The 24,867-nt window shown below is 53.7% G+C and carries 23 protein-coding genes; 10 read left to right on the top strand and 13 right to left on the bottom strand.

Annotated elements, in window-relative coordinates; translation table 11 throughout:
• Nucleotides 1-138: 138 nt before the first annotated feature.
• Nucleotides 139-1,566, bottom strand: a complete 1,428-nt coding sequence (sbcB, locus tag UC14_RS12050) for an exodeoxyribonuclease I (RefSeq protein WP_015689632.1) — start codon at nt 1,564-1,566, stop codon at nt 139-141.
• Between the two features lie 236 nt (nt 1,567-1,802).
• Here sbcB and UC14_RS12045 point away from each other — a divergent pair, with 236 nt between their 5' ends.
• Together UC14_RS12045 and UC14_RS12040 are read left to right on the top strand one after the other, a co-directional pair.
• Nucleotides 1,803-2,900: an FUSC family protein gene (locus tag UC14_RS12045; RefSeq protein WP_013574906.1), complete on the top strand. Its 1,098-nt coding sequence runs from the start codon at nt 1,803-1,805 to the stop codon at nt 2,898-2,900.
• Between the two features lie 167 nt (nt 2,901-3,067).
• Nucleotides 3,068-3,400, top strand: a complete 333-nt coding sequence (locus tag UC14_RS12040) for a DUF496 family protein (protein ID WP_013574907.1) — start codon at nt 3,068-3,070, stop codon at nt 3,398-3,400.
• Nucleotides 3,401-3,463: 63 nt separating this feature from the next.
• Here the strand turns inward: UC14_RS12040 and UC14_RS12035 are convergent, their stop codons facing one another.
• Nucleotides 3,464-4,423 carry a D-2-hydroxyacid dehydrogenase family protein gene (locus tag UC14_RS12035; protein ID WP_112197744.1) on the bottom strand — a complete coding sequence of 320 codons (960 nt, stop codon included), beginning with the start codon at nt 4,421-4,423 and terminating at the stop codon, nt 3,464-3,466.
• A gap of 201 nt (nt 4,424-4,624) precedes the next feature.
• The gene (locus tag UC14_RS12030) at nt 4,625-5,728 is read right to left on the bottom strand and encodes an ABC transporter ATP-binding protein (protein WP_037035967.1); all 1,104 of its coding nucleotides are present in this window, start codon (nt 5,726-5,728) and stop codon (nt 4,625-4,627) included.
• 276 nt (nt 5,729-6,004) lie between these two features.
• Between UC14_RS12030 and UC14_RS12025 the strand changes: the two genes are divergently transcribed.
• From UC14_RS12025 to UC14_RS12000, 6 genes are all read left to right on the top strand, one after another.
• A complete protein-coding gene (locus tag UC14_RS12025; protein WP_013574910.1) occupies nt 6,005-7,231 on the top strand; it encodes an extracellular solute-binding protein in 1,227 nt (408 codons plus the stop codon).
• 86 nt (nt 7,232-7,317) lie between these two features.
• Nucleotides 7,318-8,619: a carbohydrate ABC transporter permease gene (locus tag UC14_RS12020; RefSeq protein WP_015689635.1), complete on the top strand. Its 1,302-nt coding sequence runs from the start codon at nt 7,318-7,320 to the stop codon at nt 8,617-8,619.
• Between the two features lie 13 nt (nt 8,620-8,632).
• On the top strand, nt 8,633-9,484 hold the full coding sequence (locus tag UC14_RS12015) for a sugar ABC transporter permease (protein WP_013574912.1): 852 nt from the start codon (nt 8,633-8,635) through the stop codon (nt 9,482-9,484).
• Between the two features lie 4 nt (nt 9,485-9,488).
• On the top strand, nt 9,489-10,700 hold the full coding sequence (locus UC14_RS12010) for an arabinogalactan endo-beta-1,4-galactanase (RefSeq protein WP_013574913.1): 1,212 nt from the start codon (nt 9,489-9,491) through the stop codon (nt 10,698-10,700).
• A 65-nt stretch (nt 10,701-10,765) separates the two neighbouring features.
• Nucleotides 10,766-12,835, top strand: a complete 2,070-nt coding sequence (locus tag UC14_RS12005; protein ID WP_015689636.1) for a beta-galactosidase — start codon at nt 10,766-10,768, stop codon at nt 12,833-12,835.
• Nucleotides 12,836-12,915: 80 nt separating this feature from the next.
• Nucleotides 12,916-13,233 carry a glucose PTS transporter subunit EIIB gene (locus UC14_RS12000; protein WP_013574915.1) on the top strand — a complete coding sequence of 106 codons (318 nt, stop codon included), beginning with the start codon at nt 12,916-12,918 and terminating at the stop codon, nt 13,231-13,233.
• Nucleotides 13,234-13,552: 319 nt separating this feature from the next.
• Here the strand turns inward: UC14_RS12000 and UC14_RS11995 are convergent, their stop codons facing one another.
• Nucleotides 13,553-14,809 (bottom strand): maltoporin, encoded by a 1,257-nt coding sequence (locus UC14_RS11995; RefSeq protein WP_013574916.1) that lies wholly within the window; start codon nt 14,807-14,809, stop codon nt 13,553-13,555.
• Nucleotides 14,810-15,086: 277 nt separating this feature from the next.
• On the opposite strand from UC14_RS11995, the gene UC14_RS11990 reads away from it, so the two are divergent.
• Both UC14_RS11990 and UC14_RS11985 read left to right on the top strand, forming a co-directional pair.
• A complete protein-coding gene (locus tag UC14_RS11990; RefSeq protein ID WP_013574917.1) occupies nt 15,087-16,157 on the top strand; it encodes a LacI family DNA-binding transcriptional regulator in 1,071 nt (356 codons plus the stop codon).
• An 86-nt stretch (nt 16,158-16,243) separates the two neighbouring features.
• Entirely contained in the window at nt 16,244-16,720 is a 477-nt protein-coding gene (locus UC14_RS11985) for a DUF805 domain-containing protein (RefSeq protein WP_013574918.1), read from the top strand.
• 27 nt (nt 16,721-16,747) lie between these two features.
• Here UC14_RS11985 and UC14_RS11980 read toward each other — a convergent pair whose 3' ends face one another.
• The 9 genes from UC14_RS11980 to UC14_RS11940 all read right to left on the bottom strand — a co-directional run bounded on the left by UC14_RS11980 (nt 16,748) and on the right by UC14_RS11940 (nt 24,853).
• Nucleotides 16,748-17,296: an alpha/beta hydrolase gene (locus UC14_RS11980; protein ID WP_112197743.1), complete on the bottom strand. Its 549-nt coding sequence runs from the start codon at nt 17,294-17,296 to the stop codon at nt 16,748-16,750.
• A complete protein-coding gene (gene citG, locus UC14_RS11975) occupies nt 17,293-18,132 on the bottom strand; it encodes a triphosphoribosyl-dephospho-CoA synthase CitG (RefSeq protein WP_013574920.1) in 840 nt (279 codons plus the stop codon). Before citG ends, UC14_RS11980 begins: the two co-directional genes overlap by 4 nt.
• Nucleotides 18,110-18,649, bottom strand: coding sequence for a citrate lyase holo-[acyl-carrier protein] synthase (gene citX / locus UC14_RS11970; RefSeq protein WP_112197742.1), 540 nt, complete (start codon nt 18,647-18,649; stop codon nt 18,110-18,112). Before citX ends, citG begins: the two co-directional genes overlap by 23 nt.
• Nucleotides 18,649-20,175, bottom strand: coding sequence for a citrate lyase subunit alpha (gene citF / locus UC14_RS11965; RefSeq protein ID WP_013574922.1), 1,527 nt, complete (start codon nt 20,173-20,175; stop codon nt 18,649-18,651). The genes citX and citF overlap by 1 nt, the downstream gene beginning before the upstream one ends.
• Nucleotides 20,176-20,205: 30 nt before the next feature.
• The gene (gene citE / locus UC14_RS11960) at nt 20,206-21,081 is read right to left on the bottom strand and encodes a citrate (pro-3S)-lyase subunit beta (protein ID WP_037035952.1); all 876 of its coding nucleotides are present in this window, start codon (nt 21,079-21,081) and stop codon (nt 20,206-20,208) included.
• Nucleotides 21,078-21,368, bottom strand: coding sequence for a citrate lyase acyl carrier protein (gene citD, locus UC14_RS11955; protein WP_013574924.1), 291 nt, complete (start codon nt 21,366-21,368; stop codon nt 21,078-21,080). The genes citE and citD overlap by 4 nt, the downstream gene beginning before the upstream one ends.
• 15 nt (nt 21,369-21,383) lie before the next feature.
• Complete coding sequence (gene citC / locus UC14_RS11950; protein ID WP_112151758.1) at nt 21,384-22,478, bottom strand: [citrate (pro-3S)-lyase] ligase; 1,095 nt, start codon at nt 22,476-22,478, stop codon at nt 21,384-21,386.
• An 86-nt stretch (nt 22,479-22,564) separates the two neighbouring features.
• Nucleotides 22,565-23,452: a fumarylacetoacetate hydrolase family protein gene (locus tag UC14_RS11945; RefSeq protein WP_013574926.1), complete on the bottom strand. Its 888-nt coding sequence runs from the start codon at nt 23,450-23,452 to the stop codon at nt 22,565-22,567.
• Between the two features lie 36 nt (nt 23,453-23,488).
• Nucleotides 23,489-24,853 carry a 2-hydroxycarboxylate transporter family protein gene (locus UC14_RS11940; protein ID WP_013574927.1) on the bottom strand — a complete coding sequence of 455 codons (1,365 nt, stop codon included), beginning with the start codon at nt 24,851-24,853 and terminating at the stop codon, nt 23,489-23,491.
• Nucleotides 24,854-24,867 lie beyond the last annotated feature (14 nt).

Raw genomic sequence — 24,867 nt, 5'->3', positions numbered from 1 at the left:
AAAAAAGCGAGGAGAGTCGAGAGAGGAAAAGCACTTTCCTCTCTCGTCGGTTTCGGCACAAAAAGCCGCATGGGAACTGCTTTTGAAAAACCGAAATTCTCACTATTCCGGAAGGGGTTGTTCGGGAATCCCCAAAAATTAACCCACCAGTTTCTTTCCGTATTCAAACAGCGCCTTGAGAAGCGCCATCTTCTCAACATCCCCCTCATGCAAGTTATAGAGCGATTCAAGCTCTAAAATGTACGCCTGCACACGCTCGTCTGTGAGTTTCTCCTGGCGATGCAACATCCAGCGTTTCTGTTCGGCATCGGTCAGCGTGGCAGGGTAGTTGCGGGCGCGGAAACGAAACAACAGCGGTTCGATGCGGGAATCATTAAAGGTCAGATCCAGCGCGGGAAGGTTCTCCGGACGGGTTTCCACAATGATGCGCATGGCCGCGCGATCGGCATCGCTGAAAAAGCCGTCGTAAAGGCGGGCGTCTACGTCATCGGAAGGCGTAAACGGCTCTGCTTCAGCAAACATCGTGACCACTTTCTCGCGCACCTGCGGGTTCTGACGCAGTAACTGCAAATTCTCAAGACAACGCTGACGGTCAATACCCAGCCGTTCGGCATTTTCCGGCAACAGTGTTTTGGCCGGTGCCAGCACCGGACATTTGTTGATGTGCACCAGCTTGACCGGCAACGGAGATTGCCCGGCCTGCAACGCCTCGCGGCGGCTGTACAGACGTTCGCGCATCTCATCAGGATTGAGATCTAACAGCGTCGACATATCACCGGCCAGATCGCACATGATCACGGCGTTCTTGTTTTCAGGATGCCATGCCAGTGGTGCGACCCACGCGGTATTCCCGCGCGCCGCGCCGAACATACCGGAAACATGCACCAGCGGGGCCATGGCAGGAATGTCGATCAGGGTATTGAGTTTATGTTTGCTGCGATGCTCGAGCAGGAAGCTGAACAAACGTGGTTGCGCCTGTTTCACCAGCTTTGCCATAGCGATAGTGGCGTAGACGTCGGCCATCGCGTCATGGGCATTTTCGTGTTCAATGCCGTTGGCTTTGGTCAGATGTTCCAGACGGAAGCTCGGAAAACCGTCATCATTTTCCGGCCAGTTGATGCCTTCCGGACGCAGTGCATAACAGGCGCGCATCACATCCAGCAGATCCCAGCGGGAATTGCCGTTCTGCCAGCTGTAGGCATACGGATCGTAAAAGTTGCGATAAAGGATATTACGGCTGACTTCATCGTCGAAACGGATATTGTTATATCCGACAATGCAGGTGCCCGGCACGCTGAAAGCTTTATGGATTTGCGCGGTAAACTCGGCTTCGATCAGGCCGCGTTCCAGCGCTACTTGTGGCGTAATACCGGTGATCATCACCGCTTCAGGTTCAGGCAGATAATCGTCAGAAGGGCGGCAATAAATCACCAGCGGTTCTTCGATGATATTGAAATCTTCGTCAGTTCTCACCCCGGCAAATTGTGCCGGGCGATCCAGCGCCGGGTTTTTACCGAATGTCTCGTAATCATGAAAATAAAAAGTTTTTTGCGGCTTGTCTGACATGACGGAAATAACCTTAATCAGTGCGGAATGAATGAACTTGACGGCGACTAGGATACCATCCGCCACAATGAAGTCATGACAAAATGCGCAGGCATGGAACACATCATCAAAATCGGCCCGTTATTCCGCAATACCGCACCGATCCCCCAAATCCCTGACAAAACCAGGGTGATCCCCTCTGGTAACTCGGCTAAACTACCGCCTTCTTTGAATTTACGCCTTACGGCAGGCTCAACGTGCGTCTCGACAAGAAAATTTCTGCGCTGGATAACGTCATTTACCGTAATTACAGAATGACTCACGCCCTGCGGATCGCGGTGGCATTTATTCTGACATTCCTGATTGTCCGTCTGACGAAAATCCCCGAAGGTACCTGGCCGCTGATCACCCTGGTCGTGGTGATGGGACCGATGTCGTTTTGGGGAAACGTGCTTCAGCGGGTGCTGGAGCGCATTACCGGCACGGTATTGGGTTCCGTTTCCGGGCTGATTGCCTTATGGCTCGAGCTGTACTCTTTTCCGCTGATGCTGGTGTGGTGCGGGATTGTGATGTTTGTCAGCGGCTATCTGACCCTTGGCAAGCGTCCGTATATGGCGCTGCTGATCGGCATTACGCTGGCGGTGGTGTGTGGCGCAGGGCCGGGCGATATGAATACCGCGCTGTGGCGTTCCGGCGATGTGATTTTCGGTTCCCTGCTGGCGCTGCTTTTCGCCAGTATTTATCCGCAGCGCGCGTTTATTCACTGGCGCATGCAGATGGCCGATTACCTGATGTCGCTGAACAAACTCTACAGCGCGTGGTTATCGCCGAATATGCTCGAACGCCCGCATCTGCACGGTAAAATGAAAACGACAATGGGGCAGATGGTCAAGATGCGCGCTCTGTTCGCTCCCGCCAGTAAGGAATCGCATATTCCGCGTGAAGTGTTTGATGCGATCCAGACCCTGAGCCGTAATCTGTTGTGTACGCTGGAACTGCTGGCCGATGCCTACTGGAGTTCGCGCGAAAGCCATTTCCTGATGCTCAATGCCCGCACGCTGCGCAGTGCGCAACTGCTGATGCTCAATACGCTGGAAAAGCTCAGTCTGATGCTGATGAACGGCACGCGAGGCGACGAACTGACGATCAATCATCAGCTCAACGAATCTGCGGAAGAGCTGAAAGCGCTGATGGCGGAAATGAATGCAGCAAATCATCTGGAAGCGCAGGTGTATGGCTACGTGTGGCTGAGCTCACAGGTGGCGGAACAACTGCGGGCTATGGGCGACCTGATCACCATGACGATGCAAAAAGAAGACGCTCAAATAATCAGCGGTAAAACGCCGAAAGCATGAAGGGATTTTTGTCTGTGGCCTAAAACGGGTAAGATGGCGTTATTGGACGATTATCTGAGCGCGCAGCCCGATCTTTGCTACTCTTCTGCTAGCTGACAGTTAAGGCAGGACAAGCGGTTGCGACAAGTCAGTCACTGAATCTGTGTAACTTAATCGAAGGTGTTAAAATGGACAATATCAATAAGCCGAGTTTCCAGGACGTTCTGGAGTTTGTGCGCATTTTCCGTCGTAAAAACAAATTACAACGCGAAATTGCTGACAACGAAAAGAAAATCCGTGACAACCAGAAACGTGTTCTGCTGCTCGACAACCTGAGTGATTACATCAAACCAGGTATGAGCATCGACGAAATTCAGGCGATCATTGCCAGCATGCGCGGCGACTATGAAGATCGCGTTGATGATTACATCATCCGCAATGCGGACCTGTCGAAAGAACGTCGTGAAATGTCCAAAAAGCTGAAAGCAATGGGCGAAATCAAAGCCAACGAAACCAAGTAGTTTCGTCGCGACCGAATACAAAAACCGGGTTGATGCCCGGTTTTTTTACGCCTGTTGTTTACCTTATTCCAAAACGCGTACCGGTTTTCCGGCCAGAAACGCCTGAATGTCTTCGACGGCTTCGGTGAAATACACCTGATAATTGCCGTCGGAAACGTAGCCCAGATGCGGCGTCGCCAGTACGTTGGGTTGCGTTCTGAAAGGATGATCTGCCGGCAGCGGCTCGACATCAAACACATCCAGTCCGGCACCGGCAATCACACCCTTTTGCAACGCATTGAGCAGGGCGGGTTGATCGACAATCGCGGCGCGCGAGGTATTAATCAGCAGGGCAGAGGGCTTCATCTGCGCCAGTTCCTGCGCACCCAGCAAGCCGCGCGTGCGTTCGCCGAGCACCAGATGAATGGACACCACATCGCTGGTTTGCAGTAATTCTTCTTTCGATGCGCAAAGTGTCACACCCTGTTCCGCCGCGCGTTCTGCGGTCAGGTTCTGGCTCCACGCACACACATCCATACCGAACGCCTGCGCGATATGTGCCATCTTCTGACCAATTTTTCCCAGTCCCAGCAGACCAAGACGTTTGCCGCTCAGGCCAAAACCCAGCGTGCTTTGCCACGAGCCGTTGTGGCGAAACGCATTATTTTCAGTCATCAGATGCCGCGCCAGCCCGAGGATCAGTGCCCATGTCAGCTCAACCGGCGCAGACTGCCCGCTGCCGGTGCCACAGACCGTCACGCCATGCTTTTTCGCCGCCGCGAGATCTATTGAGGCATTGCGCATACCGGAGGTGATCAGCAGTTTCAGTTTGGGCAAACGGGTAAACAGCGCGGCGGTGAACGGTGTGCGTTCACGCATAATCACGACGATGTCGGCGTCTTTCAGGGTTTCAGCGAGGGTGTTTTCATCAGCAATATGTTCCGTCAGCGCCTGGCATTCCACCTGCGGTGCCAGTGAACGCCAGTCAGCCAGCGAAAGGGAAACGTTCTGGTAATCATCAAGAATGCGGCATTGCAGTGGCATGGGGATCCCTTATCTGAAAATCATGATAAAGAGATATAGCACTGAAACTGCCGGGAGGTGAAGTGTCCCGGTAAGCCCCTTTCCTTTATGCGGCGCAAAAGCCCTGCATAAAGGAAAGGGTGTAAAGTGAATCTGATGGGGGAAAGCCTTTTAGCGGGGAAAGTGCGGGAGGAGACCGCCGCAGCGGGCGGTCTGACAACATTAATGCAGATGTGAAAGGCTCGGCGCGCTGATGCGCAGACCGTCTTCGCTGAATACCATGCAACGTTTAGCATCGAACCAGGTGGTCAGGCTCTGATAAGGATTGAACGCCATATCGCCCGGCAGCAGCATTTTGAAACCGTCGGTGCCATAACACTGACCAAACAGATAGGTGCTGTTGCCCAGCCGTTCAACCACTTCGCAGTTAAATTCCAGCACGTTTTCAGTTTCCTGCGACAGCAGATGTTCAGGTCGGATGCCGAGCGTCACTTTATCGCCTGCTGCCAGTTCGCTGGTGTTAAGCGCCAGCGTCAGCGTCTTCTCCGGTGTCAGGCGCACTTCGAGCCGCTCCGGCTGCCAGCTCAGCACCTCTGCAGGCAGAAAATTCATCTTCGGCGAGCCGATAAATCCGGCCACAAACTGATTCACCGGGTTGTAGTACAGATCCATCGGCGCGCCTGTCTGCTCGACTTTGCCGTAATTCATCACCACGATTTTATCGGCCAGCGTCATGGCTTCGGTCTGATCGTGCGTCACGTACACCATGGTGGTTTTCAGTTCCTGATGCAGCTTGGAAATGTGTAAACGCATATCCACCCGCAGCTCGGCATCCAGGTTAGACAGCGGTTCATCAAACATAAACACTTGCGGATTTCGCACAATCGCACGACCAATCGCGGTGCGCTGGCGCTGACCGCCGGAAAGCTGTTTCGGTTTTCTGTCCAGCAAATGAGAAAGCTGCAAGGTTTTGGCAACCATCTCCACCTGATGACGAATTTCCTCTTTCGGTACGCCGTTGACTTTTAGCCCGTAACCCATGTTTTCCGCAATGGTCATGTGCGGATACAGCGCGTAAGACTGAAACACCATCGCCACGCCACGGCGTGAAGGGTCGACGTCATTCACCCGTTGCTCGCCAATGTAAACGTCTCCTTCCGTAATATCTTCCAGCCCGGCAATCATGCGCAGAAGGGTGGATTTCCCGCACCCGGACGGCCCGACGAAAACGGTGAACTCGCCGTCTTCAATATCAATATTGATGCCATGCAACGTCACTGTTTTATCGAAACGCTTGACCACATTTTTAAGTCTGATGCTGGACATGTTTGACCTCATGAATAATTCATACCGCTGATGTTTCGGACTATAACCACCTTGTGTAAGCGTTTGCACAGGCGGGTTTGAATTTTGGAGAGAAGATCACACAATGCGCATCTTTTTGTAGTGATTTATGGTGTGTAAGTTTAACGTATAACATAGTTTTTAAGGCGACATTCATCATTACTAAATCAGATTTTAAAGGGTTATTTGTATAAAGTGTTGACTGACTGTCGTTACGTACCCTACAAAAATGTTATACCTTCACATTCAGGAGCGACAATGAAAATTACCCACCTTACTGCCCTGGTACTGATGTCATTAAGTCTCAGCAGCCAGGCCGTCCGGGCAGCAGAGGGACAGTTACTTGTCTGGGAAGATATTAAGAAATCTTCCGGTATTTCCGACGCGGTGAAAGATTTTGAAAAAGAGAACAACGTCAAAGTCGTGGTGCAGGAAACGCCTTATGCACAACAAACGGAGAAATTACGTCTGGATGGTCCGGCAGGTATCGGCCCCGACGTCGTCGTGATCCCCAATGATCAGCTGGGCACGGCAGTGGTACAGGGTTTACTGGCGCCACTGAATCTCGACAAAGCGTTTCTTGCGAGCTTTACGCCGCCAGCATTGAACGCCTTCCAGCTTAAAGGCCAGACCTATGGTGTGCCGAAAGCGGTGGAAACGCTGGTGCTGATTTACAACAAAGATTTGCTGCCACAGGCACCGGCGACCCTCGACGAGTATTACACCTTCTCCAAAGCCGAAAGGGCGAAAGGTAAATATGGTCTGTTAGCCAAGTTTGACGAAGTGTATTACGCCTACGGCGCGATGGCCTCGATGGGCGGCTATATATTCGGTAAGGATGCTAAAGGCGAAATCAACGTCGAAGATATCGGCCTGAATAAACCGGGCAGCATTGAAGCCATTACTTACCTGAAGAAATTCTATGCCGACGGATTATTCCCGGCAGGGATTGTCGGCGATAACGGCCTGAACGCCATCGACTCGCTGTTTACTGAAAAGAAAGCGGCTGCGGTGATCACCGGTCCCTGGGCCTTCCAGCCGTATGAAGCTGCTGGCATTAACTATGGCGTGAAAGCGCTGCCGCTGTTGCCAAACGGCAAACCGATGAGTTCTTTCCTTGGCGTAAAAGGTTATGCGGTTTCAACCTACAGCAAGCAAAAACCGCTGGCGGAAAAATTCATCACCTTCATCAACCAGCCGAAGTACGCCAAAGTGCGCTACGAAGTGACCAAGGAAATCCCGGCACTGACGGCGCTGGTTAATGATCCGATGATCAAAAATGATGAGAAAGCCAACGCGGTGGCCGAACAATCCACCCGCGCCACGGCGATGCCGGGTGTACCGGAAATGCAGGAAGTCTGGGGGCCTGCGAACAACGGCATCCAGTTGGGTGTGACTGGCAAACAGCCGGTTGATGCCGCGCTGAACGACGCGGTGAAAAATATCCAGATGCAAATCGAAGCGGCGAAAGCCAGCAACGAATAACCGGCAACGCCTGCTGAAACCCACGTATGTCTGACCGGAGGGAGTGATTTCACTCCCTCACCAGTGAAAGGAACATCTTTGTGTCTATGCGTCTTCATGAGGAAAACCAGGCGCCACTCTCTGCCAGCCACCATGCACCGGTGGCGCTGGCTGTGGCGCTGATCCCCGGTTTTGGGCAGTTTTATAACCGGCAATGGGCCAAGGGAATACTGTTTTTTATCATTCTTATTTGTTTCGCCGGCGTCTTCTATGATTTCCTGCGTCAGGGATTATGGGGTTTATATACACTGGGCGAAGAAGTGCCGCGTGATAATTCGATATTTCTGCTCGCCAAAGGCATTATCAGCCTGCTGATTGGCGCGTTCGGCGTGGCCTTTTATTACTGGAGTCTGCGCGATGCGTGGGCAAATGGTAAACGCCGCGACCAGGGGATGGAATTACCCAGCGTGCGCAAGCAATATCATTTGCTGCTGCGTGAAGGTTTCCCTTATCTGATGATTACGCCGGGCTTTATTTTGCTGGTGTTTGTGGTGGTCTTCCCGATTATATTCGGCTTCTCCATTGCTTTTACCAATTATAATTTATACCACACGCCGCCGGCTAAATTAGTCGACTGGGTGGGGTTCAAAAACTTTATTAATATCTTCACGCTCAATATCTGGCGTTCGACCTTGCTGGATGTATTGCAATGGACGGTGGTCTGGACCGTGCTGGCGACCACGCTGCAATGTACGGTTGGCGTGATGCTGGCAATTCTGGTGAACCAGAAAGATTTGCGCTTCAAGGCGCTGATCCGCACCGTGCTTATTTTGCCGTGGGCGGTGCCGGGTTTTGTCACCATTCTGGTGTTTGCGGGCATGTTCAATGACTCATTCGGTGTCATCAATAACGGCATTCTGGCTGCCTTAGGCATTGAGCCTAAAGCCTGGCTGACCGATCCGTTCTGGACCAAAACGGCGCTGATCCTGATGCAGACCTGGCTGGGCTTCCCGTTTGTGTTTGCCATGACTACCGGCGTATTGCAGGCCATTCCGAACGATTTATATGAAGCCGCGACAATGGATGGTGCCAGTACCTGGAAGAAACTTAAAACCATTACATTGCCGCTGGTCTTATATTCCATTGCGCCGATTATTATCACGCAATACACCTTCAACTTTAATAACTTCAATATTATCTATCTGTTTAATAACGGCGGCCCGGCAGTGGCCGGTTCGAATGCAGGCGGAACGGATATTCTGGTGTCGTGGATATATAAACTCACCATGTCATCTTCACAATATGCCATTGCCGCGACCATTACGATTTTGCTGTCGATATTTGTGGTCGGTATTGCTCTGTGGCAATTCCGCTCAACCAATTCATTTAAACAAGATGATATGGCGTAACCGGGGGAAGGGCATGAGTAAGAACAGCAGTATTAAAAGAAACCGGTTTATCCGCCTCGGGCTGAGTTATTTCCTGTTGCTGATTGTGGCGGTGATCATTATTTATCCGCTGATCTGGACCGTCGGCGCATCACTGAATGCCGGTAACAGCCTGCTCAGCACGTCGATTATTCCGGAGAACGTCTCGTTCCAGCATTACAAAGACCTGTTTAACGGCGAAGTGAATTATGTCGGCTGGTACTGGAACTCGATGAAAATCAGTTTCCTGACCATGATCCTGACCCTGATTTGTGTCAGTTTCACCGCCTATTCTTTCTCGCGTTTTCGCTTTAAAGGCCGCAAAGACGGGCTGATGTTGTTTCTGTTATTGCAGATGATCCCCCAGTTTTCCGCGCTGATCGCCATCTTTGTGCTGGCGCAGTTACTCGGGCTTATCAACAGTCATCTGGCACTGGTGCTGATTTACGTCGGCGGCATGATCCCGATGAACACCTATCTGATGAAAGGCTATCTCGACGCCATTCCGAAAGATCTGGATGAATCAGCGCGGATGGACGGCGCGGGCAATTTCCGCATTTTCATCGAAATCATCATGCCTTTGTCCAAGCCGATTCTGGCCGTGATCGCGCTGTTTTCCTTCACCGGACCGCTGGGTGATTTCATTCTTTCCAGCACCATTTTACGCACGCCAGATAAGTATACCCTACCGATTGGCCTGTACAACCTGGTCGCGCAAAAAATGGGTGCCAACTACACCATGTACGCCGCAGGCGCGGTACTGATCGCCGTGCCTGTCGCCATTTTCTATCTGGCTTTACAAAAATACTTCGTTTCCGGCCTGACGGCTGGCAGTACAAAAGGATAATCCGATGACTTTCTTTTCTAAGAAGATTTTCAACAAAAGCGCAATGGCCTGCGTGCTGCTGGCGGTGTCATTTTCCGGGGTGGCGCAGGAGGTGGTAATTAAAAAAGTCGCCAACGTCCCGGCGGATTTCATCAAAGGTGCGGATATCTCGACGCTGATTGACGTCGAAAAACACGGCGGCAAGTTCTTTGATCAAAACCACAAGCAGACCGACGCGATGGTGATCCTCAGACAAAACGGTTTCAACTACGTGCGTCTGCGCTTGTGGGTGGATCCGAAAGATGCGCAGGGGCATCCGTACGGTGGCGGTAATAACGATCTGGCCACCACGCTGGAGCTGGCGAAACGCGCCAAAGCGCAGGGTTTTAAAATCCTGCTCGATTTCCATTACAGCGATTTCTGGACTGATCCGGGTAAACAGTTCAAGCCAAAAAGCTGGGAGAAAATGGATTATCCGCAACTGAAAACTGCCATTCATGATTACAGCCGCGAGGTGATCGCCAGATTCCGTGCACAAGGCACCGTGCCGGATATGGTGCAGGTCGGCAACGAAATGAACGGCGGCATTTTATGGCCTGAAGGCAAAAGCTGGGGCGCAGGCGGCGGGGAGTTTGACCGTCTGGCCGGGTTGCTGAATGCGGCGATTGCCGGTGTGCGTGCTGATGAAAAAAATCCTTCTGATATCAAAATCATGCTGCATCTGGCCGAAGGCACTAAGAACGACACCTTCCGCTGGTGGTTCGATGAAATCAATCAGCGCAAGGTGCCTTACGACGTGATTGGCCTGTCATTTTATACCTACTGGAACGGTCCGGTTTCCGCGTTGCAGACCAACATGGACGACATCAGCAAGCGCTACAACAAAGACGTGATCGTGGTGGAAGTGGCTTACGGCTATACCACCAAAAACTGTGATGCGGCTGAAAACAGCTTTACCGAAAAAGAAGCCAAAGACGGCGGCTATCCGGGCACGGTGCAGGGGCAGGCTGATTTCCTCAGCGACATGATCAAAAGCCTGGTCGCGGTGCCGGATCATCGCGGCAAGGGTCTGTTCTACTGGGAACCGACCTGGATCGCCGTTGACGGCGCAGGCTGGGCGACCCCGGCCGGGATGACCTACATCAACGACCACTGGAAAGAGGGCAATGCCCGCGAAAATCAGGCGTTGTTCAGCTGTGACGGTCAGGTTCTTCCTTCCATCAAAGTCTTCAATTAATCCCTTTTTCCCCGGCTTGATTGGCCGGGGAGTTGATATTTCTTAAAGTTCCTAAGGACCCAAGCATGACGAAATTTCCTCTTCTGAGCAGTAAGATTTCCGGGCTATTACATGGTGCGGATTACAACCCGGAACAGTGGCTGGAAAGCCCCGATGTGCTGATTCGCGATGTCGAAATGATGAAAGAGGCGCGCTGTAATGTCATGTCAGTCGGAATTTTTAGCTGGTCAGCGCTGGAGCCTGAAGAAGGTCATTTTACCTTTGGCTGGCTGGATCAGGTGCTGGACAAATTGCATGAAAATGGCATCTCGGTATTTCTTGCCACACCAAGCGGCGCACGTCCGGCGTGGATGTCGCAAAAGTATCCTGAAGTTCTGCGTGTCGGGCGTGACCGCGTAAAAGCACTGCACGGCGGGCGTCACAATCACTGTATGAGTTCGCCGGTGTATGCCGAAAAAGTGCAACTGATGAACAGTGCGCTGGCGAAGCGTTACGCCCATCATCCGGCGGTGATTGGCTGGCATATTTCCAACGAATACGGCGGCGAGTGCCATTGCCATTACTGCCAGACCCGTTTCCGCGACTGGCTGAAAGCCCGTTACGTCACGCTCGATGCGCTGAATCAAGCCTGGTGGAGCACTTTCTGGAGCCACACCTATACCGACTGGGCGCAGATCGAATCGCCGTCGCCGCAGGGCGAAAGCGGCATTCACGGCCTGAATCTCGACTGGCGTCGTTTTAACACCGATCAGGTCACGCGTTTTTGCAGCGAGGAAATCCGCCCGCTCAAAGCGGAGAATCCGGCGTTACCGGCGACCACCAATTTCATGGAGTATTTCTACGATTACGATTACTGGAAACTCGCCAGCGTGCTGGATTTCATCTCGTGGGACAGCTATCCGATGTGGCATACCCGCAAAGATGATATCGGTCTGGCGGCGTACACTGCGATGTATCACGATTTAATGCGGACGCTGAAACAGGGACAGCCGTTTGTGCTGATGGAATCGACACCGAGTTTCACCAACTGGCAGCCGGTCAGCAAACTGAAAAAGCCGGGCATGCATATTCTGTCTTCTTTGCAGGCGGTCGCTCATGGTTCGGATTCTGTGCAGTATTTCCAGTGGCGTAAAAGCCGCGGTTCGTCAGAAAAATTCCACGGCGCGGTCGTCGATCACGTCGGGCATATCGATACCCGTGTCGGCCGCGAAGTGGCCGAACTGGGCGGGATTCTATCGGCGCTGGCTCCGGTGGCGGGCAGCCGCGTAGAAGCCAGAGTGGCAATTATCTTCGACTGGGAAAGCCGCTGGGCGATGGACGATTCCCTCGGACCGCGCAATCAGGGACTGGAATATGAAAACACGGTTGCCGGACATTACCGCGCACTGTGGTCGCAGGGCATTGCGGTCGATGTGATCAATGCCGATTGCGATTTAACCGGTTACGACCTGGTGATTGCGCCGATGCTGTATATGGTGAGGGCAGGCGTCGGCGAGCGGATCACCGCGTTCGTGCAGGCCGGCGGGCGGTTCGTCGCGACTTACTGGAGCGGTATCGTTAACGAAAGCGATTTGTGTTTCCTCAACGGATTCCCTGGACCGTTGCGTCCGGTACTGGGTATCTGGGCGGAAGAAATCGACAGCCTGACCGACGATCAGCACAACAGTGTCAGCGGCACTGAAGGCAATGCGCTGGGGTTAAACGGCCCGTATCGTGCCAGCGAATTGTGTGAAGTGATCCACCTGGAAGGTGCAGCCGCACTGGCGACGTACGGTGACGATTTCTACGCCGGCACGCCCGCCGTGACCGTGAATCTGTTTGGCAAAGGGCAGGCGTATTATCTGGCTTCCCGAAACGATCAGCAATTCCACGCCGATTTTTATACCGCGCTGGCGAAAGAAATGAAGCTGCCACGGGCGATAGCCACCGATCTGCCTGAAGGTGTCACTGCCGCACGACGCACCGACGGTGAAAGTGAATTTATCTTCCTGCAAAACTATGCCGCCGACAGCCAGACGGTGACATTGCCGGATGATTACCGCGACATGGTTCACGGCGGTATATTACCGCGCACACTGACGCTTCCGGCATTCGGTTGTCAGATCCTGTCGCGGCGTTTATCTGTTATTTCTTAACCCATTATTTTTAACAGCGACGTGCAATCAGGATTTCCCGGTTGCACGTTTTTTTTCATTCCTGAAAGAGAGTGTTCATCATGGTAAATATTAAAGACTTTATGCATGTATTCTCTGCGAAAAATAAAACGCCTGACAATGAAGTGCCGCCATCGACTGACGTGGCGTTATTAATTGATGCACTCGGCGGGCGCGATAATATTGTGAATGTCGATGCCTGTATTACCCGCCTGCGCGTGACGGTAAAAGAACTTAAGCGCGTGAACTCCGGTGCTATCCAGCAGACCGGTGCGATTGGCGTGGTGATCATCGGTCAGGAAGTACATGCGATATTCGGTAAGCAATCCGACAGCCTGAAGAAATTAATGACTGAGAAGTTTGGACTGAAAAGTAATTAAACGCTGTTGCTGAAATAATCCCAAAAATAAAGGCAGCCCGACACAAGGCTGCCTTTATTGTTTCTGCTTTTTATAAATAATAATGATGCTGCTGTGCGGAGAAAAAACGTAACGATCCCCTACAAGAGAAATTAAGTTTTTATCTGTCGCTGTATAACAATGAGGATATTTCTTTTTGTACAATATGACTTCACATTTCCAAAATTATTGGAGTTGTAGCCAGGCGGCAAGTGAACGAATCCCGATGAGCTGACTGAAGTCAGTGATTCGGGTGAGTAAACGTAGCCAACGCAGCAACAGCTTCAAGAATGAAGGAAATTTACCACCAGGCTTCCACCTGAACCCCAAAGTTCCACGTATCCGCTTTGGTATGGTCGTCAAACGTATCGCCATGCTCAGAATCATTCAGATAAGACGCGAACACACGCAATTCAGGGCGTGACATAAACTCCGGACCGGCTGCCAGACCCATCGCCAGCGTATATTTCTGACCGCCTTGCTTGTAGTTCGAGCCGTTCTTGTAATCATCTTTCTGATAGAAGGTACCGACTTCACCGATGGTACGCACGTATTCTGTCCACTGGTATTGCGCGCGGCCTACCAGAGAAACCAGCTCAGTCGTGTCGGTGTAATCCGTAATGTTTTCTGCATGGCCGTAGGTCAGCACATGGTTGAGGCTGAACTTACTGGTGATCGGAATCAGACCGGTGATGATGCCACGATAGCCGGTGGCGTCATTGGTGTAGTTCCACATATCGTACCAGCCACCGCCCTGCGAAATCATGTTCTGCGCCAGGCCCTTATCCGCGTACTGCAACACCAGTTTGTTATAGCCGCCCCACATATCCTGACTGATTTCACCGGTCAGCATCACGCCGTTATCCGCATCGTACAGGCCGCCGTACTCTTTCTGGTCATGCGACAGGTTTGGCATGGCGTAGTCGGCACCGATTTCCATCCAGGCACCGCTCCACGGTTTGATCCCGGCATAACGCACGTCGATGTAGTTAATGTTCACATCGTTATTGCCATCCACGCGGTAATCCACGTCATTGGCATCGCCACGGATCCACGCCAGAGAAAGCGCACCTTCACCCATTTTCAGGTTCTCAATACCGGCACCGGCACCGGAAATGTTCCAGTATTTGGTATCGATGATGTGTAAGTCGTGGCGCTGGTAATAACGTTTACCGCCCCAGATCACTGCATCTTTATCCCACGGCACCAGTCCTTTGATTTGCAGATTCAGCTGACGCAGGCCGAACTGTGCATCATCATTCAGGGTGTTTTCATCATCATTGGAGCCGTCAGACACCATACTGACCATCGAGTCGACGTAAAAACTCACGTCGTCTTTCTTGTAAACTTCGCTGCCCAGTTCGACTTCGCCGTAGGTGTCATCTTCGTTACCCAGACGCCCGACTTTGTTTTTCTGGAACTGTTCCAGACCGCCACCGCCAGAAACCCCCAGCCCCGAACGCAGATATCCATGGAAATCAATATCATTTGCCACAGCAGGGCCCGCTGTGATGGCGAGGGAAACCGCCACAGCCAGAGTGCGTAAGTTGTGTTTCATTTTTTTTCCTTATGATTGTATGACGTTCACATTTACGAAATCTATAAGATACCCAGAAACAATAATGATCAATTTTACATATTGTGAAATGTGAGATATGTCTACAACTTATGAATTAATGATAAATCAGGAGTGATGTAAATCACGATTATATGCAATGTTAACGTATAACTTATGCAGCAACGAACGCCCGGATTGAACTTTTAAATGAGATCCCGTACGTTGGCTCGATTATCATAAGATTGAGCAAAATCACGGGCTGCTGTGTGGGGAAAGAATGAAATCAAAAAGTTCGACATTAGAAGATGTTGCCCGCTATGCCGGTGTTTCGTACCAGACGGTTTCGCGGGTGTTAAACAAATCGGCCAATGTTTCAGATGCCACGCGTCTGAAGGTCGAACAGGCCATTGAAGTTCTGCGCTATGTGCCGAACCGGCTGGCGCAGCAACTGGTTGGAAAGCAGAGTTTTACCATCGGACTGGTCACCACATCACTGGCCTTACACGCGCCGTCGCAAATTGCGGCGTCAGTGAAAAAATATGCCCATCAGGCCGGGTATCAGGTGTTGATTTCAATGATTGATGAGGACGTCAATCAAAGCATTCAGGACTCCATTAACGAGCTGAAATCACAACGCGTTGACCGCATGATCATTAACATCCCGCTGGAAAGTGCCGAGGCTGAGCGGATTTATGAAAACAACCGCGACATTCTGTGTCTGTTTCTCGATGTCGACCCGACCAGTCCGGTGTTTAACGTCTGCTTTAATCCGGCTGACGGGTCGCGTGCCAGCGTGGAATATCTGCATGATTTAGGGCATCGGGAATTTGCCTTGCTGGCGGGGCCGGAAGATTCTGTGTCTTCCCGTTTGCGTCTGAAAAGCTGGCAGGAAACGCTGGCAGAGAAGGGCATTCAGCCGGTGACCGTCATCCACGGCGACTGGAGTGCGAAAAGCGGTTATTACTGCGCGTTGCAGATTTTGCGTGAAACTCCGCAATTCACCGCCATGCTGGTGGGCAATGACCAGATGGCGCTGGGCGTCATCAGTGCGCTGCATCAGCACAATGTGGCCATTCCGCAGCAGGCGTCGATCATTGGCTACGATGACACGTACGACAGCGCATTCTTCCATCCGTCACTGACCACCGTGTCACTGGATCTCGATTTGCAGAGCAAAGAGGCGGTTGAACATTTACTGGCCGAAAGTGCGGAGGTGATGTCATCCAAAATTCTGCCTGCGAAACTGGTGGTGCGTAATTCGACCCGTGCGCCCGGGCAGCAGGATAAAGATCTCAATCAGATAGCCGATCAGCTCGATCTTCTGGCGCGGCAGTTGCGGGGCCAGTAAGAAAACGCTTTAATTCCCGGCTTATTGAAAAGCAGAATGAAATTTCCATTGAAACATCAGATGAACAGGCAAAAGGACGTGATGAAATGACGCTATGGCAGTGTTATGTGCAGGGCTGGAAAAAGTATGTGGATTTCCGTGGTCGGGCGAGCCGCAAGGCGTTCTGGACCTTTGCGCTGGGCAATTTGCTGATTATTATTTTGCTGACGATGGGCGTGTCATTCCTGTTCGCGCTGGCGGGTAATCCTTACAGTATTTTCTATGCAGGTGTCGCTTACACCCTGTTTGCGCTGGCGACGGCATTACCGTTGCTGGCGGTCGGTGTCCGGCGTATGCACGACATCAACCGTTCCGGCTGGTGGTTTGGTGGCGTTTATCTGGCTGGTATTGTCTCGCGCCTGCTGAATACGATCCTGATGCAATACGCTTCACCGGAAACCTATGTCTGGATGAAAATCACGCTGGGCATCGTGCTGGGCTGGATCCCGCTGCTGGTGATGGTTTTCCTGTGCTGCCAGAAATCACAGCCTGCGCCGACCACACAAACCCGCATTGTTGAGTAACGTCACGCCGAAAGCGTTATTGCGCATTTAATCCGACATATTTGCCGCCAGTTGCGCGGCAAACACCTCCAGTTTTGCCAGCCCCCACGGCCAGTCGCCGAATCCTGATTCCACATTGATATGTCCTGCTTCGCCGATATCTGCCAGCTCGCAGCGCCACGCCTGTGCCCAAAATTCCGCGCGGGTAAAGGTCAGCAGCGGATCGGTATGGCTGGCGATCAGCAGCCCCGGCACGGCCAGCGGTGCAGGGAGAATGTCATCACCCAGTCCGAACCGCACAGGCTCGGCGGGGGCGACCAGCATGACACCCGCCACGCGTTGCGGATGACGGTTCGCCCACACCAGACTGGCAAGCGCGCCAAAACTGTGGCCGATCAGCAGCAGCGGGGATGTCGCCTGTTTTTGCTCGCGATCGATGGCGGTGATCCAGCCCTCGAGATCAACCTGCGCCCAGTTGCGCTGTTTTATACGCAGCCAGTGCGGATGCTGCTCATGCCAGCGGCTTTGCCAGTGTCCGGCCTCGCTGTCACGTAATCCGGGCACCAGCATGCGGGTGAATTCAGGGGACGAATTCATTGCGGGAAAGCCATCAGCACGGTGGCAATCGCCAGCAAATCAGCACTGCCGCCGGGGCTGAGATTGCGGGCGATCAGGGCGCGGTCCATCTGCTGCAAATCCTCTGTCTTCCAGCCCGTTATCAGCAACCGGCGGGCGTAGTCCTGCACGAAATGTAATCCGTCCAGCCCGCCGCGTGCTACCAGATTGGTATCGGGGTTATAGGCCATCAGGCGCAGCAAAGCATTAAGACTGCGGCGCCCGGAATGGCTTTCCTGATACCAGTACGGAAAAACGTGACGGCGTAAAGTGAGGAACCCGCTCTGCACTTCGCCACGGGCACCGGTCATGCCGTGCGCCATAAACAGCCGTTCACCGGCAGTCACCGGCTGGCGGCAGCTTTGCAATTCACGTTCAACCAGCCCTTGCGTCATGGCGGCCACTTCAGCGCATAAGCGGTGGCGGGTCAGTGGCTGGCTCTGGCCGGTCAGCCTGCCTGCGGCGGTGCACAATAATCCCAGTGAAAAGATGCCGCCTTTATGCGTATTAACGCCTTGTGTGGCACCGAACATCGCCTGTTCGCAGGCTATTCCGGTCGGGCGGATGCGCGTCAGCATCGCCTGCGCCGGTTGCAGGAAATCCTGCTGACCAAGGGCGAAAAACTGATGCAGCCAGGGCGTGATGGCGTCAATGCTGCGCAGAAACAGGGGTAAATCCATGTCGCGGTGCGAGCCGTTATTGGCGCTGTCGACCAGTCCCGGTTTGGGCGTCAGCCACACTTCACGGCGCAGCGCCTCTGCCGCCAGCGTGGCGATGTCCGTGCAGGCAGGGTGTTCAGCGCGTGCGGTGCCAGCCATCAATCAGTGCCTCCACTTTAGCGATAACGTCCACGAGCGGGTGCTGACGTGAACGGGCGCAGGCATGCGCAGGACCGTCGCAAATCAGGCAGCGGCGGCTGGCATTGTCCAGCGAACGGCGGCCAACAACACCCGCCTGCGGGCAGATCACATCGAAATCCCATAAACGCCCGAGGGCATGCGATTGTTCCAGTTCAACCGTGGCCGCTTTCACTTCCGGCGCAGGATGTGCCACGCACCAGAATACTTCGGCGCCGGTCGGCAGCCAGAAAACCTGATGTTTCAGCACCGGCCAGCCGTGTTGCAGCAGCATAACTTCGGCACGTTGCAACGCCTCGCGCATCACCTGACGCCAGGCCACGGAGTCTTTCACCGGCCCCGGCGTCACCAGCGTGAGTGAAATCAGCGGTTGTGAGAATTGAGTCAGCCAGTCGGTTTGCCGTTTGGCACGCAGTTCCTTTGCTGCCAGCAAATCCTCCAGGCTGACGCCTGCATCCGCAGGCGTCATGATGGTCATTATGCGTCCTCTTTTACCTGATGAACCACGTCGATCACGCTGCCGTCGCGATAGCGGATAACGCCCACCACACGGTCAGTGAATTCAATTGGTTTCGGTTCGCCGGTCAGGGAAATCGCCCGCTGATACAACGCTTCGATGTCCATGATTTTCATGCCAGCCTCTTCCAGCCGCTGACGGATTTCAGGACGTGCCGGATTGACGGCGATGCCGTGGTCAGTCACCAGCACATCGATGCTTTCCCCCGGTGTGACGCGGGTGGTGACGCGACGTACGACTGTCGGAATTCGGCTGCGCAGTAAAGGCGCGACGACAATGGTCAGATTGGCCGCACTGGCGACATCGCAATGACCGCCGGACGCGCCACGCATAACGCCGTCGGAACCCGTGATCACGTTAACGTTAAAGCCGGTGTCAATTTCCAGCGCACTCAGAATGACAATATCCAGTTGATCGCAGCTCGCGGCTTTGGCTCCCGGATTGGCATAAACGTTGGTAGAAATCTCGATATGCTGCGGGTTACGGCTAAGTGACGCCGCAGCCTGACCGTCGAAACATTGCGTATCCAGCAACGTTTCAATCAGGCCTTTTTCATGTAAATCCACCAGACTGCCGGTGATGCCCCCGAGGGCAAAACGGGCGGTGATCTGGTTGCGTTCCATTTTCTCTTCCATGAAACGGGTGCAGGCCGTAGCCGCTGCGCCGGAACCGGTTTGCATTGAAAAGCCCGGCTTGAAATAGCCGGAGTATTCGATGACTTCAGCCGCCGTGCGGGCGATCATCAGTTCGCGCGGATTACTGGTCACCCGCGCTGCGCCGACGCTGATTTTTGCCGGATCGCCGACCTGATCGACTTTAACGATGTAATCCACCTGATCCTGTACCAGGCTGGCGGGCATATTAGGGAAGGGCACCAGTTCTTCGGTCAGCAGCACCACGGTTCTGGCGAACTGTGCATCCACCATCGCGTAGCCCAGCGAACCGCAGCAGGATTTACCGTGCGTGCCGTTGGCATTGCCGAATTCATCGCTGCATGGCACGCCGAGAAACGCGACATCAATCTTCAGCTCGCCGTCCTGCAATAATTTAACCCGCCCGCCGTGCGAATGGATTTGTACCGGTTCTTCCATCAGCCCGTGAGAAATGGCATCGGCCAGTTTGCCACGCATCCCGGAGGTATAAATACGGGTGATGACGCCGTTGCGGATAGGTTCGATCAGCGCATCGTTGCAGGTCATCAGCGAACTGGACGCCAGCGTGAGGTTTTTAAAACCGAGCTTCGCCAGTGTGGCGACGACGTTATTAATGACCTGATCACCTTCACGGAAAGCATGGTGGAAGGAAATGGTCATGCCGTCTTTCAGGCCGCTGCGGGCGATCGCCTGTTCCAGTGAATCGCAAAGTTTACGGTGCAGGCGGGCATCGGGATCGGAAAGATACGGCGTATTGCGGTGCGCGCCGTCAAAGGCAGTCAGATGCCTGAGCTGCGGATAAAGGCTGTGCAAAGTTTCAGTTAAATGACTCATTATCTTGATATTCCTGTGCAAAATTGAGGGCTAGCGACGGATGCCGGATGCACTGGCGCGTTCCAGTACCACCTGCGCATGGTTAATGATCGGGCCATCGATCATCTTGCCGTTGAGCGAAATTACGCCCAGACCCTTGCGCTCGCCTTCCTCTGCGGCGGCAATCACGCGGTGCGCATAGTCGACATCTTCCTGCGTCGGTGCGTAAGCGTTATGCAGCAGCTCAATCTGTCGCGGGTTGATCAGGGATTTGCCGTTAAAGCCCATCTTGCGGATCAGTTCCACTTCACGCAGGAAACCGGCCTCATCGTTGATGTCGGAATACACCACATCGAAGGCGTCAATTCCGGCGGCGCGTGCCGCGTGCAGCACGGCGCAACGGGCATAAAACAGTTCGGTACCGTCGCCGCGCTCGGTTTGCATGTCCATCACATAATCGAAAGCCGCCAGCGCGATACCGATCAGACGCGGCGAGCAGCGGGCGATCGCCACGGCGTTAATCACACCAATGGCCGATTCGATGGCCGCCATAATTTTGGTGGAGCCAACTTCGCGACCGCAGTCTTTCTCGATGCGTTCGATATGCGCTTCCAGCTCAAAAATATCTTCCGGCGTATCGGTTTTGGGTAAGCGCACCACATCCACGCCCGCCCGCACCACGGCCTCGAGATCTTTAAGGCCAAAGGGGGTGCTGAGCTGATTGATGCGCACCACGGTTTCAATATCGCGATACATCGGGTGTTGCAGGGCATGAAATACCAGAATGCGTGCGGTGTCTTTTTCGCGCAGCGAAACGGCATCTTCCAGATCAAACATGATGGAGTCAGGGCGATAGATAAATGCCGTGGATAACATGGCGGCGCTGGACCCCGGCAGGAACAGCATACTGCGGCGGAGTTTTTTCATCGTAATGTCTCCCAGTTAATCTCTTCAGCCTGTGCTGCACGCAGTACTGCACTTTGTACCCGGGCGCGGATCACACAATCCAGCGCACCTTTGTCTTCGATAATCACCAAACCCGCGATGACGCCGAGTGCACTCAGCGTGTCATTCACCACACTGCGGATCTGGTCGCCAAATTGTTTGGCGACCTCGCTGCTGATCACCACATTCAGCTCACTGGCCGGGGCGATTTTTACCAGTAAATCGCTGGATTCAACCGTGCCTGCCAGCGCCTCCTTCACAATTTTCATCAATATTTCCTGCTGTTAACAAAGTGAGGGTGAAATAATAAGGACATCGTCATGCGCCGGTTCTGCGGGCGCAGTGGCGGAATAGTGTTGTTCAAGGTGTACATAAGTGCTGAGCGGAACAATGTCCCGGATGCGCGGTAACTGATGCGCCCGGAGCAGCGCACGCACTTCTGAGGCCGAAATGGCCCGGCCGCTGGCGTGACGTTTGCGCGGCAACTCAATCACCTTCAGCGGTGGCGACGTCAGGCGTGCGGGCGCTTCCAGCCAGTCATGCATGTCGCAGTTGTACTGATGGGTCACCGGACAGAAAGGCTCGCTGCCGACAAAACGGTGGGTAATGCCTAACGCCGGTGCGATGTACTGACGAAAAATCAGCAAATCCATCACGCTCCACGCCTGATTCACCAGCCCGGCGTCCTTGAGAAAATAGCCGGGAAAAGTTGCGCGGGAGATCAGGTATTCAGAACCGGCATGCACCGTCACGTTGGGCAGGTCCGCGACACCCAGACGGACCATTTCAAGACGTTCTTTAAACGGGAAATACGACACATCTTCGCTCACCACAAACACATGCAACCAGTCACAGGTTGCCGCTGCCTGTTCTGCCAGAAAGCGATGCCCGAGGGTGAACGGGTTGGCATTCATCACCACGGCACCGATGCGCTGGCCGTGGTGGTGATGGCGCTGCAACCCGCGGCAATAATGGCTGATGCCTACCGGCGTGTTTTCCATCAGCACGGCAACGTCGTCCCATTGCACCAGCGGGTAAAATCCGCAGCCGCGAAAGCGCTGCAGATTCGATGGCCGCGTATAGAGAAATAAATGGAATTTGCCGCCGGACACCGCCAGATTTTCCACTTCACCCAGCAATCTGGCGCTGAGATTTTCCCCGCGCCAGTCGGCGGCCACGGCGACGCATTTGATAGTGTTGCTGACCAGACCGGCACAGCCGACCAGCCGGCGGCCGGAGCAGGCCACCACGAACTGCTCAATGTCGTCATCCATGCCTAACTGGCTTTGCTGCAACAGGGTGCGGATATCCTCCAGCATGCCTTCCGGCGGCTGGCTGACACTGATGACATGAAAGTCCGGTTGGTCACGGCTGAACATAATGCGTTCCTGATGTCGGCTGTAAGTCAAAGCGATGTTTAAAACGCCGGGCTGAATGCCCGGCCAGTTCGGTCAGTGTTAACCGGTTAGTGGGCTGCCTGGGCATGACTCACCTGACGGCTGGCGGCAACCTTCGTGTCTGCTGCGACGATCATATTGCTGAGATGACCAATCTTTTCGATTTCTACTTCGATACGGTCGCCGGGTTTCATAAACAGCGGCGGTACGCGCTTTTTACCCACGCCGCCCGGTGAGCCGGTAATGATCACGTCACCGGCACTCAGCGAGGTAAAGGTGCTGATGTACTCAATCAGTTCGGCGACTTTGTGGATCATGCTGCGGGTGTTGTCGTCCTGCACCATGTGGCCGTTCAGCCAGGTGCGGATCGCCAGGGTGTGGGGGTCGGGGATCTCATCGGCGGTGGTCATCCACGGTCCGAACGCACCGGTTTGCGGCCAGTTTTTACCGGCGGTAAACCAGGTGTGCTGCCAGTCACGGGCGGAGCCGTCCATATAACAGCTATATCCTGCGACATGAGTAAGTGCATCTTCGCGGGAAATATTTTCCCCCGCAGAACCGATAATCACCGCCAGTTCACCTTCGTAATCGAACTCGACAGAAAGGCTCGGTTTGATAACGGGAGAGGCATGGCCGGTTTGGGAATCGGCGAAGCGGACGAACAGCGTCGGGGCCGGATTATGCTGATCAAACTCTTTACGCTTTTCGGCGTAATTCATGCCGACACAGAGAATTTTTTCCGGATTCTGGATCACCGGCAGAAAAGTCAGGTCGTCGAAATCCACATCAGCGGGCAGGGCAGCCAGCGCCTGGGCCTGTGCCAGCGCATTGCCTGCCAGCAGGGCTTTGAGGTCGGGATAACGTTGCCCGAGATGGCGGCCGAGGTCGATCATGCCGCGCTCTGTCGCGATGCCGTAGGACTTGCGTCCCTGATAGAGATAACTTGCCAGTTTCATAAAAATGTCCTGAATTAAAAAAGGGTTAGCCCGGCGTCAGACAAGGAAGTTGCCAAGCACCAGCAGGGAGACTGAGACATTGATGGCGCCGCCAATGCGCGTAGCAATTTGGGCAAATGGCATCAGTTGCATGCGGTTACCCGCTGTCAGAATGGCGACGTCACCGGTACCGCCCTGACCGCTCTGGCAGCACGAAACAATGGCCACATCAATCGGGTGCATGCCAATTTTCTTGCCGACGAAGAAGCCGGTGGCGACCAGCGCCGCAACGGTGCTGACAATGACCAGGAGATTAGAAATGGTGAATGCGGCGACCAGTTCCTTCCACGGTGTGATGGCCACGCCGACGGCGAACAAAATCGGGTAGGTGACGGAAGTCTGGAAGAATTTGTACACCACCTGAGAACCTTCGAGGAGGCGGGGTGAAACGCCGTGCGCCAGTTTCAGGCCAACGGCCGCAAACAGCATGCCGACCGGTGCAGGAAGACCAATCAGTTTGTGTAACAGCATGCCCACCATATACAGCAGAACGGCCAGCAGGGCGCCTGCCGCGATGGTGGTAACATCCGTTTTACCACCGGTGCCGCTCAGCTTGCTGCTGTCAGCGGTGGCATTTTTGGAAGACGGCATCAGCTGGCCTTCGCCGGTCAGATGCGGATAGCGTTTACCTAACTGATTGAGTGAGCCGGAAATGACGATAGCGGTCAGGCCGCCCAGCATCACGATAGGCAGAATGCGACCCAGCGCTACGCCCTGATCCATATGCAGGATGGCTGCATAACCGATGGAAAGTGGAATCGCTCCTTCACCGACGCCACCGGCCATAATCGGCAGGATCAGGAAGAAGAAAATCTGGAAAGGTTCCATGCCCAGCGACAGACCCACGCCCATCCCGACCAGCATGCCGACCACTTCGCCACACAGCATCGGGAAGAAAATACGCATGAAACCCTGGATCAGCACTTTGCGATCCATGCTCATGATGCTGCCCACGATGATGCAACAAATGTAGAGATACAGAATGTTGGTACTTTTATAGAACTTGGTGGTGGATTCCACCACGACATCCGGCAGCAGGCCGTAATAGACCAGTGCGGAAGGAATGAACGTGGCGCAAATCGCTGCCGCGCCCATCTTGCCGATGAAAGGAAGACGTTTGCCGAATTCGCCGCAGGCGAATCCAAAGAATGCCAGTGTGGCGACCATGACCACGATGTCGCTCGGCAGTTTGCCGTCGAGACAATCTATTGCGATAAGCAACCCCGCCATGGCAAACAGCGGCAACGGAATAATGCCGATTTTCCAGGTGTCGAGAATGTGCCACCATTTTTCTTTTAATGAGAGCTGTTTTGCGGAAGAAACTCCCGCGGGAACAGAATAAGTGTCGTCGGTTGTACTCATGATGAATCCCCTGT

This window comes from Rahnella sp. NRRL B-41462 (assembly GCF_003263525.1).
In the GTDB taxonomy this organism is placed as follows: Bacteria; Pseudomonadota; Gammaproteobacteria; order Enterobacterales; family Enterobacteriaceae; genus Rahnella; species Rahnella aceris.
The sequence above is the reverse complement of the archived record's forward strand: the minus strand, read 5'-3'. Positions and strand labels throughout refer to the sequence as shown.

Excerpts from the sequence above, each read along its gene's own strand:
- citE (WP_037035952.1), bottom strand. The coding sequence starts at position 21,081 with ATGAAAAAACTCCGCCGCAGTATGCTGTTCCTGCCGGGGTCCAGCGCC.
- UC14_RS11940 (WP_013574927.1), bottom strand. The coding sequence starts at position 24,853 with ATGAGTACAACCGACGACACTTATTCTGTTCCCGCGGGAGTTTCTTCC.
- UC14_RS11990 (WP_013574917.1), top strand. The coding sequence starts at position 15,087 with ATGAAATCAAAAAGTTCGACATTAGAAGATGTTGCCCGCTATGCCGGT.
- UC14_RS12030 (WP_037035967.1), bottom strand. The coding sequence starts at position 5,728 with ATGTCCAGCATCAGACTTAAAAATGTGGTCAAGCGTTTCGATAAAACA.
- UC14_RS11980 (WP_112197743.1), bottom strand. The coding sequence starts at position 17,296 with ATGAATTCGTCCCCTGAATTCACCCGCATGCTGGTGCCCGGATTACGT.
- citF (WP_013574922.1), bottom strand. The coding sequence starts at position 20,175 with ATGAGTCATTTAACTGAAACTTTGCACAGCCTTTATCCGCAGCTCAGG.
- UC14_RS12005 (WP_015689636.1), top strand. The coding sequence starts at position 10,766 with ATGACGAAATTTCCTCTTCTGAGCAGTAAGATTTCCGGGCTATTACAT.
- UC14_RS12000 (WP_013574915.1), top strand. The coding sequence starts at position 12,916 with ATGGTAAATATTAAAGACTTTATGCATGTATTCTCTGCGAAAAATAAA.
- UC14_RS11995 (WP_013574916.1), bottom strand. The coding sequence starts at position 14,809 with ATGAAACACAACTTACGCACTCTGGCTGTGGCGGTTTCCCTCGCCATC.
- UC14_RS11985 (WP_013574918.1), top strand. The coding sequence starts at position 16,244 with ATGACGCTATGGCAGTGTTATGTGCAGGGCTGGAAAAAGTATGTGGAT.
- UC14_RS11945 (WP_013574926.1), bottom strand. The coding sequence starts at position 23,452 with ATGAAACTGGCAAGTTATCTCTATCAGGGACGCAAGTCCTACGGCATC.
- citG (WP_013574920.1), bottom strand. The coding sequence starts at position 18,132 with ATGGCTGGCACCGCACGCGCTGAACACCCTGCCTGCACGGACATCGCC.
- citX (WP_112197742.1), bottom strand. The coding sequence starts at position 18,649 with ATGACCATCATGACGCCTGCGGATGCAGGCGTCAGCCTGGAGGATTTG.
- UC14_RS12015 (WP_013574912.1), top strand. The coding sequence starts at position 8,633 with ATGAGTAAGAACAGCAGTATTAAAAGAAACCGGTTTATCCGCCTCGGG.
- UC14_RS12010 (WP_013574913.1), top strand. The coding sequence starts at position 9,489 with ATGACTTTCTTTTCTAAGAAGATTTTCAACAAAAGCGCAATGGCCTGC.
- UC14_RS12035 (WP_112197744.1), bottom strand. The coding sequence starts at position 4,423 with ATGCCACTGCAATGCCGCATTCTTGATGATTACCAGAACGTTTCCCTT.
- UC14_RS12020 (WP_015689635.1), top strand. The coding sequence starts at position 7,318 with ATGCGTCTTCATGAGGAAAACCAGGCGCCACTCTCTGCCAGCCACCAT.
- citD (WP_013574924.1), bottom strand. The coding sequence starts at position 21,368 with ATGAAAATTGTGAAGGAGGCGCTGGCAGGCACGGTTGAATCCAGCGAT.
- citC (WP_112151758.1), bottom strand. The coding sequence starts at position 22,478 with ATGTTCAGCCGTGACCAACCGGACTTTCATGTCATCAGTGTCAGCCAG.
- UC14_RS12025 (WP_013574910.1), top strand. The coding sequence starts at position 6,005 with ATGAAAATTACCCACCTTACTGCCCTGGTACTGATGTCATTAAGTCTC.
- sbcB (WP_015689632.1), bottom strand. The coding sequence starts at position 1,566 with ATGTCAGACAAGCCGCAAAAAACTTTTTATTTTCATGATTACGAGACA.
- UC14_RS12040 (WP_013574907.1), top strand. The coding sequence starts at position 3,068 with ATGGACAATATCAATAAGCCGAGTTTCCAGGACGTTCTGGAGTTTGTG.